This window comes from Microcystis sp. LE19-195.1E, from assembly GCF_027532095.1.
Lineage (GTDB): Bacteria > Cyanobacteriota > Cyanobacteriia > Cyanobacteriales > Microcystaceae > Microcystis > Microcystis aeruginosa.
Map to the genome: position 1 here is coordinate 1 of NZ_JAPZSZ010000174.1, position 7,005 is coordinate 7,005.

Sequence of the window (7,005 nt, forward strand, 5' to 3'; positions counted from 1 at the left end):
CACGATTGAGGGAATTCTCGCTTGTTTATCTAAACTGTTGACTGTGCGGGAACAATTACAAAGAGAAGCTCACCGTCATCAACAACCCTTATTAGCAGAAAATATTCCTAGACTATGGATACTAACTCCTACTGCCAGTCAGAGGATTATAACTGCTTTTTCAGGTCAATTAAACCCAGATTGGGGAGAAGGAATTTACTTTTTACCTCCAGCATTAACCACATCCCTTATTGTCCTGCATCAATTACCTGAAACCCCTGAAACCCTTTGGTTAAGATTATTAGGCAGAGGAGGAACTAGAACCAGAGCGATTGATGAATTAGAGGCCTTGTCTCCTCATCATCCCTTTAAATCAGCTTCCTTAAAATTATTATACAATTTGAGTAGAAACTTGCAAGCCTTACCCAAAAGAACCCAGGAGGAGAGGAAATTTATTATGCGTTTAGCCCCTTTATACGAACAAGATAGAGAAGCAGCGATTCAAAAGGGTAGAATCGAAGGGATTCAACAAGGAGAAGCTATCGGACTTCAAAAAGAAGCATCCAAGTTAGTGCTACGTCAACTAAAGCGACGTTTTGGTGAACTTCCCCCGCATATCACTGAAACTATCCAAAAACTCTCAGTAGAAAAATTAGAAGACTTAGGAGAAGCATTGCTAGACTTTGAGACTCAAGCTGACTTAATCAATTGGCTTAATCAAGCCTAAAATCTTCGGGAAAGGCCATTTAAAACTCCTCTAATTGTTTTCTTTATCTATCGGGAAATTGAGAGCTTTATTGAATAGGGCAAGGTCTTGGAAATTAATCACGCCATCTCCATTAAAATCTGGCGTTGCTGATTTGAGTTCTGAACATTCTTTTGTGATATTTTTAAAACCTAGACCAAAACTAACTTTTGGATAGGACACACATTTGGCATTCATAGCTTGATTCAGCAACGCCGAATAATCTTATACTACTCCTAATCACTTCTTATCTCTTGACAATGACCTTAAAAACCGATCACGGTAAAAGCCATCCCGTCGGTGCGACTGTCTTGGCCGATGGTGTCAACTTCTCACTATTTTCTAAGTATGCCACTGCCATAGAATTATTATTATTTGATGATGCCAATTCCCCGCAACCTAGTCAAATTATTCGTCTGAATCCCCAAGAAAATCGCACTTTTTTCTATTGGCATATTTTCGTTCACGGCATTGGAGTCGGTCAAGTGTATGCTTATCGAGTCTATGGTCCGGATAATCCGGCCCAGGGTCATCGCTTCGATCCTGATAAAGTAGTTCTCGATCCCTATGCGAAAGCGATTGTCGGTGCGGAAATTTATGATCGACAAGCTGCCAGCGAAAAAGGCGATAATTGTCATCGAGCTTTGCGGGGTCTGGTAGTGGATCCAGGCCGCTACGATTGGGAAGATGACGCACCGCTACGCACTCCCTACTCTGCCAGTTTGATCTACGAAATGCACGTCGGTGGTTTTACTCGTAACCCGAATTCCGGCGTTAGCGAGGAAAAAAGAGGTACTTTTGCGGGATTAATCGAAAAAATACCCTATTTGAAAAACCTAGGCATTACTGCCGTGGAATTGTTACCGATTCATTACTTTGATCCCGCTGCCGCTATGCCAGGGTTAACTAACTATTGGGGTTATAGCACGATCGGCTTTTTTGCGCCCCATGCCGGTTACAGTAGCGATCGCTCACCCCTGGGTCCTTTGAATGAATTTCGGGATCTGGTGAAAGCTTTACACAAAGCGGGGATCGAAGTGATTCTCGATGTGGTTTTCAATCATACCGCCGAGGGGGACGAAACCGGGCCGACTCTTTCCTTGAAAGGTATCGATAATCGCACCTACTACATCCTCGACGGGGAAGATAAAAGCCTCTATAGCAACTATACCGGCTGTGGTAACACCCTCAAGGGCAGTCATCCCATTGTTGGCAAAATGATTCTCGATTGTTTGCGCTATTGGGTGTCGGAAATGCACGTCGATGGTTTTCGCTTTGACCTGGCGGCCGTATTATCGCGCAATGTGGACGGGGAACCGATTCTGCAAAAAGGTTATAACATGATCTGGGCGATCGAATCGGATCCGGTCTTAGCCGGCACAAAATTAATCGCCGAAGCTTGGGATGCAGCAGGATTGTATAGTGTCGGTCAATTTGTCGAATTTGCCGATTGGTTTTCCGAGTGGAATGGTCCTTTTCGCGATGATGTGCGCGCTTTTGTCCGGGGAGATACCGGCATAGTCAGCAAATTAGCGGCGCGGATTTTAGGAAGCCCCGACATATACCACAGACCCGATACCGATGTCAATAGAAGTATAAATTTTGTTACCTGTCACGACGGCTTTACCCTTAACGATCTAGTTTCCTACGACGAGAAACACAACGAGGCTAACGGCGAGGAGAATCGGGACGGTTGCAACGATAATTTTAGCTGGAATTGTGGGGTAGAAGGGGAAACCAATAACGAGAGGATTAAAACCCTGCGACTGCAACAAATAAAAAATCTCTTAACGATCCTGTTTATTTCCCAAGGAACACCTATGCTGTTGATGGGGGACGAAGTGCGACGCACCCAAAAGGGCAACAATAACGCCTATTGTCAGGATAACCAGTTAAGTTGGTTCGATTGGAGTGCGGTAGAGCAAGAGTTCGATCTTTGGTGTTTCGTAAGGAGACTGATCGATTTTAATCAAAAATTAGCTCTTTTCCGTCAGGAAAAATTGCTAGAAGTCACCTATACCAGTCTTGAACCCCATCTCAGTTGGCATGGCGTACAGTTGAGTAAACCCGATTGGTCGGAAGATTCCCACAGTTTAGCTTTTTCCCTGCGTCATCCCAAGGCGAACGAGTATTTACACATTATGCTGAACGCTTACTGGGAATCTCTCAACTTCCAGTTACCCCCCTTGGGACAAGGGGAAAAATGGCATCGCGTCATCGATACTGCTTGGCAATTGTCCGAGGCAGCCTGTGATTTAGATGCCGCAGCCGCTATTGAATCGGAAACCTATCGGGTGCAAGCGCGTTCGGCGGTAGTCTTAATCGTTAAACCAGTATAACAAGAGGAGAGATATTGCTCGATCGACCGATGTTGAATGCTTTAACTAATGAACAATGGCATCAATTCAATCGTCAAGTGGAAAAACGTTATTTATTTGCGGAGCAATAGCTGAAATGATGCGGCTTTCATTAGCGAAACGGGTATCGATTCTCTCTTTGTGTTTAATTGGTTTTTCCCTGCCTTGGACCGCGTTCAGCGTTTCACCGGTACAGGCGAACCTAGAACCGACTGCGATCGCTATTGGTGATCCCGTCCGAGAAGAAAAGCAAGCTCGGCAGTTAGTAGAATGGTTGGGAACTAAACAATACGACAAGGTGATTGCAGCTTTGTCACCCCAACTAAAACCCCTCTGGACTGCCGAAAAATTGCAAAAGGTCTGGGAAAGCCAAGTCACTGACAATACTGGACCGTTTAAGCGCATTGTCAAAACCAAGCTACTCGATGCTATCAATGCCAATTTGGTGATTGTCACCGTTGAATTTGAGAAAGTTACCGACGATGTGATAGTTACCTTTAACCGGTCCGGTCAGATAGTTGCCGCCGATTTTCCCGAATTTCGCAGTATTTCTGAGATTGGCACCGCTTTTGTCACGGCTTTGGTCAATAAAGACTACGGACTGGCCCGAGGTTTTTTACATCCTCTCCTGAAAGCGGAAGTTTTCCCCACCAGAGTACAAGGCGCTTGGGAGAATTTACTTAAGCGTACCGGCCCCGTGCGTCGGATCGTGGGAACTCAGGTCAGAAAAGGCTCGGATACGGACGGCGTGGATCTGGTGTTGGTGACGATTCAATTTGAAAAACTGACAGACACTTTAATCCTCGTTTTTGATGATCAAAAGCAGATTGTCAACGTGGATTTCCCTTTAGGCAATTAGTAATCAGCCGAAATTACCCCGTAAATTGAGTTGGAGACGATAAGTTATGTTAGATAAAATCGAAGTTCCCATCGAAGCGATCGCAGCTAGGGAGATTCTAGATTCCCGCGGCCGTCCCACTATCGAAGCAGAAGTGCTGTTAGAATCGGGGGCGCTCGGTTTGGCCCAGGTTCCCAGTGGCGCTTCTACGGGCAGTTTTGAGGCCCACGAATTACGCGATGATGATCCCCAGCGTTACGGTGGTAAGGGTGTCCTGAAAGCGGTTCGCAATGTCCACGAAAAAATTGTCCCGGTTTTGCAGGGGATGAATGCTTTCGACCAAGCTAGTATCGATTTAGCTATGATCGATCGCGATGGCACGGCCAATAAACGAGAATTAGGGGCTAATGCTATCCTAGCCGTCTCTCTGGCTACGGCCAAAGCAGCGGCGGCGGATCTGGGATTGCCTCTCTATCGTTATCTCGCAGGTCCGATGGCCAATGTGCTACCCGTCCCGATGATGAACGTGATTAATGGTGGTTCTCACGCTGATAATAACGTCGATTTTCAGGAGTTTATGATCTTCCCCATCGGGGCCGATTCTTTTAAGGAAGGTTTGCGTTGGGGAGCGGAAGTATTCGCCGCTTTGGGTAAGGCCTTGCACGAACGCAAATTACTGACCGGTGTGGGCGATGAGGGCGGTTATGCTCCGAATTTGGCTTCAAATCAGGAAGCTTTGGATATTTTGATCGAATCGATCGAACGTGCTGGTTATAAACCGGGGTCGGAGGTGGCTTTAGCTATGGATGTGGCCGCCAGTGAATTCTATCGGGATGGTCAATACATCTACGATGGTTCTGCCCATTCTCCCGCCGAAATGGTGGATTTTTTGGCTAGTTTAGTTGATCGCTATCCGATTATTTCTATTGAAGACGGTTTACACGAGGAAGATTGGGATAACTGGAAATTATTGACCGATAAACTGGGGGCGCGGATTCAGTTGGTGGGCGATGATTTGATGGTGACTAATCCCATCCGTCTGCAAAAAGCGATCGATCTGGGTATTGCTAACTCGATCCTGATTAAACTCAATCAGATCGGTTCTTTGACGGAAACCCTACAAACGATCGCCCTGGCTACCCGTCACGGTTATCGTTCTGTCATCAGTCATCGTTCCGGAGAAACGGAAGACACCACGATCGCCGATCTGGCGGTGGCTACTAATGCCGGACAGATTAAAACTGGTTCTCTCAGTCGCAGTGAACGGGTGGCTAAGTATAATCGCTTGTTACGCATCGAAGCAGAATTGGGCGATCGGGCGGTGTACGCGCCGAAAGTCGGTTTGGGTCCAAAATTCTTGGCCTAAAATTTGAAAAAAGTTTGCAGTGATCGAAAAAGGGTGTTATACTAAAGGTACTGATAACTGATAACTGGTCACTGACTATTGTGGTACTTCGCTGAAACCCTTTTCGGCGAAGTGTTTATTTTTGGCCTTTTTCTGCACGAAGGTATGATTTTTGGATCAAAGGTGTTATAGTAAAGGTACTGATAACTGATAACTGGTCACTGACTATTGTGGTACTTCGCTGGAACCTTTTTCGGCGAAGTATTTATTTAAGAGGGTGTTGACCAGAGAGAGGACGATTGGCGCACCGATAAAAGCCACTAAACCCTTAACTGCGAATCCCGGGACGAGGATCGAGGCTAACCAGAAACAAAAGCCATTGAGAACAAGGATAAAGCCACCGAGGGTGAGAATAGTAATCGGTAGGGAAAGCAGCCCTAGAATCGGTTTAACCAGTCCGTTGACTAAACCGATAACTGCCCCCGCAACCATGGCCACAATAAAGCTATCGACTTTAACACCGGGGAAGATAATATCAACCACTAATAAACTAAGGGCAGTGGCAAGAATATTTAAAAGAAGGCCGATCATAAATTTCTCCTTAATTTTTTCGCAATCACCCCCATTTTATGGCAACTTTAAGGAGAGCAAGCTTAATATAGAATTAAGATTCACTAAAGTCTTTTTGAGGTACAAGCAATGTTTCTTCGCCTAGTTTGTGCGTTTTTTTTGCCGCCCTTAGCCGTATTTTTGACTACGGGACTGAGTTTAGACTTTGTTATTAACATCATCTTAACTTTAATCGGTTATGTCCCCGGCATTATCCACGCTTTCTGGATTGTCTCCAAAGAAGCGGAGAATTCCTAGTTAGCACCCCAGGAGATGCCAGTTTTTCTAGTCGCTGCATTAGACATCTCCAATAATTAAGATTTTAGCTTGATGGATCGGGCTTCTAGCCTGATTTCTGGAGAGGTTTATTACCTAAAATGTCGGATGAATGCCCCCGCTAGATTTTTCGACAAGATACTCACCTTTGCGGGGGATGAAATCCGACCAGAATATCAACCGCGGAGCATCGATTTAATTCTACCATCTATGAGTAAACTGTGCTATAATTAAACTATCCAATGGTCGAGGATTGTTAAATGCTAGTAGTAGAAGCAAAGCTAAAAAACGGAACACCAGAGCAATATCAACGGCTTGATGAAGCTATTATAACTTCTCAGTTTGTGCGTAACTCTTATGTTCGTTATTGGATGGACAATCAAGGGACAACCCGCAATGATCTCCAAAAACTTTGTGCGGTACTAGCTAACAATAAAGAGACACCTTGGGTTAATAAATTAAACTCTCAAGCTCGCCAATCGGCTGCCGATAGAGCCTAGCAATCAATTAATCGGTTTTACCAGAATTGTCATGCTAAGATACCAGGGAAAAAGGGGTTTCCTCGGTTCAAAAAGCATAGCCGTTCGGTTGAATACAAACTAACAGGCTACCAACTATCTGATGAGCGACGTAAAATCAGATTTACCGATGGTTTTAAAGCAGGAGAATTTGATTTATGGTGTAGTCAAAAGACATTAGTTTATTATTCAGAACAACAGATTAAACGGGTAAGAGTTGTTAGACGTGCTGACGGTTATTATTGTCAGTTTTTGATTGACGTAGAACGGCAAGAATACCATAAACCAACGGGACAAATAACAGGAATTGACTTAGGGTTAAAAGAGTTTTATACCGA

7 protein-coding genes and 1 pseudogene are annotated in these 7,005 nt (G+C 44.8%); 6 read left to right on the top strand and 2 right to left on the bottom strand.

Features of this window, described 5'->3' with window-relative positions:
- Positions 1-706 (top strand): DUF4351 domain-containing protein (locus O9300_RS10045; RefSeq protein ID WP_287971512.1); only part of this gene is annotated, 706 nt, incomplete at its 5' end.
- A 30-nt stretch (positions 707-736) separates the two neighbouring features.
- Here the strand turns inward: O9300_RS10045 and O9300_RS10050 are convergent.
- Positions 737-937 (bottom strand): hypothetical protein, encoded by a 201-nt coding sequence (locus O9300_RS10050; protein WP_287971514.1) that lies wholly within the window; start codon positions 935-937, stop codon positions 737-739.
- A gap of 47 nt (positions 938-984) precedes the next feature.
- Between O9300_RS10050 and glgX the strand changes: the two genes are divergently transcribed.
- The 3 genes from glgX (at position 985) to eno (ending at position 5,285) form a co-directional block, all read left to right on the top strand.
- Entirely contained in the window at positions 985-3,063 is a 2,079-nt protein-coding gene (gene glgX, locus O9300_RS10055) for a glycogen debranching protein GlgX (RefSeq protein WP_147069429.1), read from the top strand.
- Between the two features lie 115 nt (positions 3,064-3,178).
- Positions 3,179-3,940: a DUF3887 domain-containing protein gene (locus O9300_RS10060; protein ID WP_287971516.1), complete on the top strand. Its 762-nt coding sequence runs from the start codon at positions 3,179-3,181 to the stop codon at positions 3,938-3,940.
- A 46-nt stretch (positions 3,941-3,986) separates the two neighbouring features.
- Positions 3,987-5,285 carry a phosphopyruvate hydratase gene (gene eno / locus O9300_RS10065; protein ID WP_287971518.1) on the top strand — a complete coding sequence of 433 codons (1,299 nt, stop codon included), beginning with the start codon at positions 3,987-3,989 and terminating at the stop codon, positions 5,283-5,285.
- 204 nt (positions 5,286-5,489) lie between these two features.
- On the opposite strand, the gene O9300_RS10070 is transcribed toward eno, so the two are convergent.
- Positions 5,490-5,855 carry a phage holin family protein gene (locus O9300_RS10070; protein WP_045362149.1) on the bottom strand — a complete coding sequence of 122 codons (366 nt, stop codon included), beginning with the start codon at positions 5,853-5,855 and terminating at the stop codon, positions 5,490-5,492.
- 108 nt (positions 5,856-5,963) lie between these two features.
- On the opposite strand from O9300_RS10070, the gene O9300_RS10075 reads away from it, so the two are divergent.
- Positions 5,964-6,131: a YqaE/Pmp3 family membrane protein gene (locus O9300_RS10075; protein ID WP_002798187.1), complete on the top strand. Its 168-nt coding sequence runs from the start codon at positions 5,964-5,966 to the stop codon at positions 6,129-6,131.
- A 278-nt stretch (positions 6,132-6,409) separates the two neighbouring features.
- Positions 6,410-7,005 (top strand): annotated as a pseudogene (locus O9300_RS10080) (RNA-guided endonuclease InsQ/TnpB family protein); the annotation flags it as partial.